4 protein-coding genes are annotated in these 2,192 nt (G+C 58.9%); all 4 read left to right on the forward strand.

Features of this window, described 5'->3' with window-relative positions:
* Positions 1-216: 216 nt before the first annotated feature.
* Positions 217-471, forward strand: coding sequence for a hypothetical protein (locus VN887_20565; protein HXT42413.1), 255 nt, complete (start codon positions 217-219; stop codon positions 469-471).
* Positions 443-1,243: a cytochrome c oxidase subunit II gene (locus VN887_20570; GenBank protein HXT42414.1), complete on the forward strand. Its 801-nt coding sequence runs from the start codon at positions 443-445 to the stop codon at positions 1,241-1,243. The genes VN887_20565 and VN887_20570 overlap by 29 nt, the downstream gene beginning before the upstream one ends.
* Before the next feature lie 92 nt (positions 1,244-1,335).
* A complete protein-coding gene (locus VN887_20575) occupies positions 1,336-1,974 on the forward strand; it encodes an SCO family protein (GenBank protein ID HXT42415.1) in 639 nt (212 codons plus the stop codon).
* A partial coding sequence (locus VN887_20580) for a DUF420 domain-containing protein (GenBank protein HXT42416.1) occupies positions 1,971-2,192 on the forward strand: 222 nt, incomplete at its 3' end. The genes VN887_20575 and VN887_20580, both read left to right, overlap by 4 nt.

A 2,192-nucleotide genomic window follows, 5' to 3' on the forward strand; every position in this document is an offset into this window, starting at 1 on the left:
TCTGGCGTTTGGCTTCGGGGTGTGGTCGTTCCTTGATTACAGGGAGCAGGGGACCACGAGCGATCTGGTGTTTGCCGTGGGGTCCGCGCTCGGGGGCGTCATCCTGGTGATTTATTTCAAGGCCGTGTTGCGAAAGCTTAAAAACATCAGCTATCTGTGAACCGGAGCAAGTCACTTCGCCGATATGCTTTTCTGGCGGTTGCGATGATCGCGGCCATGCCGCAATCCCTTTTTGCCTGCGCGGCGTGTTTCGGCAAGTCTGATTCCGCCCTCGCCAAGGGGATGAACTGGGGCATTTTCAGTCTGCTCGCAGTGGTGGTGTTCGTCCTTGGCTGCTTCGCGACGTTCTTCATTTATCTCGCCAGACGGGCTGCGGCGACGGCCGCCACCAATCAGACGCCGCCGGTGATGCCGGAAACTTCCTCCAAACCGACTTTGAGCGATGACAAACACATTCGGATACTGGTTTAAGCACAGCGTTCTCTCCCTGCCCGTTCTGGCCTCCAAACACGGCGAGGACGTGGACAACCTGATTGTTTATGTTCATGCCCTGATGGGCGTGCTGTTTGTCGGCTGGCTCGGGTATTTTCTGTACGCGCTGTTTCGCTTCCGGAAGACGAACCATCCCAGGGCCGATTACGTCGGCGTCAAGGGCCACATGTCCAATTACCTGGAGGTGGGCGTGGCGCTCGTGGAAGCCGTGCTGTTGATCGGCTTTGCGGTGCCGCTGTGGGCCAAGGTCGCCTCGAATCCGCCGTCGGAGAAGGACTCGACAATCATCTACATTCTGGGACGGCAGTTCAACTGGAACGGCCATTACGCCGGACCGGACGGCAAGATGGGCAAACAGGACTCCTTGCTTTCTTCGGCGAGCGACCCCTTTGGCGTGGATCGCAAGGGCGACCCCGACGCGAAGGACGACGTGGTGGTGCAGGGCAATTTTGTCGTCCCGGTGAACAAACCGGTGATACTCCACATCAGTTCACTGGACGTGATTCACAGTTTCGCCATTCGCTCGATGCGCACCTGCCAGGACGCCACTCCCGGTCTCAGCATCGCCACCTGGTTTACGCCGGACAAGGAAGGGGAATATAGAATCGCCTGCGCGCAACTCTGCGGCAACGGGCATTACAGCATGGGGGCGTTGCTGAAAGTGGTCTCGCAGCCGGAATACGACAAGTGGCTCGCCGAAAAGGCCGAGGCGGCCAAAAAGGCCACGGCAGCTCCGGTCAGTTACGAATAGACCGGCCGGTTCCTTTCGCGAATTGAGCGCCGCCGTTCGATGGCCGCCATTCCCGCCTTCTCGTCGAGGTGCGCATTCGCGGCAGATTCGTCATGAACAAACCCACTCGCTCGGTTGAATTGATCGTTTGGGGCGGTCTGGCGCTGGTCATGGCCGTCATCTTTGGCGCCTACTTCTCCGCCAGACTCCGTGCGGCGCGACACCCGCTTCCCGTTCTAGCGACCGTTTCAGACTTCGCGTTGACCAACCAGTTCGGGCGCTCCGTGACACTGGAGGATTTGCGCGGTAAGGTCTGGATCGCTGACATCATTTTTACCCGTTGCCCCGGTCCGTGCGCCAAAATGACGAAACAAATGAGCGAATTGCAGGCCGCTTTGCCGTCCAACGAGCCGGTTCAACTGGTTTCATTGACCGCCGATCCGGAGTTCGACACGCCGGAAGTCTTGAAGAAATACGGCGAACGATTTGGAGCGTTGCCCCAGCGCTGGCAGTTCCTGACCGGCAAAAAGCTGGACGTTTACCGGCTTGCGACCAAAGGGCTGCTGCTGGCCGTGGACGAGATCAAGGCCGACGAGCGGACCAGCCCCGACGACCTGTTCGTGCACAGCACCCTGTTCGTCATCGTGGACAAACACGGGCGCGTTCGCGGCAGCTTCGACGGAACCGAGGCGTCGTCGCGCTCAAAGATTCTGGCAGCCATGCGGGCGCTGTTGAAGGAGAAGCAGCCATGACCGTGTCTGATCTGCCCGCGGTCAACGCCACGTTGAATGGTCTGACTGCGATCCTTTTGTCCGCCGGCTACGTCTTTATCCGGCGCGGAAACAAAATCGCCCACCGCAATTGCATGGTGTCGGCTTTCGTGACCTCGACGATATTTCTGATCTGTTACCTCACCTATCACTTCACGGTAAGGACAATCACGCGCTTCAGGGAACCGGAATGGTTTCGC

The organism is Candidatus Angelobacter sp. (genome assembly GCA_035607015.1).
GTDB lineage: Bacteria > Verrucomicrobiota > Verrucomicrobiia > Limisphaerales > AV2 > AV2.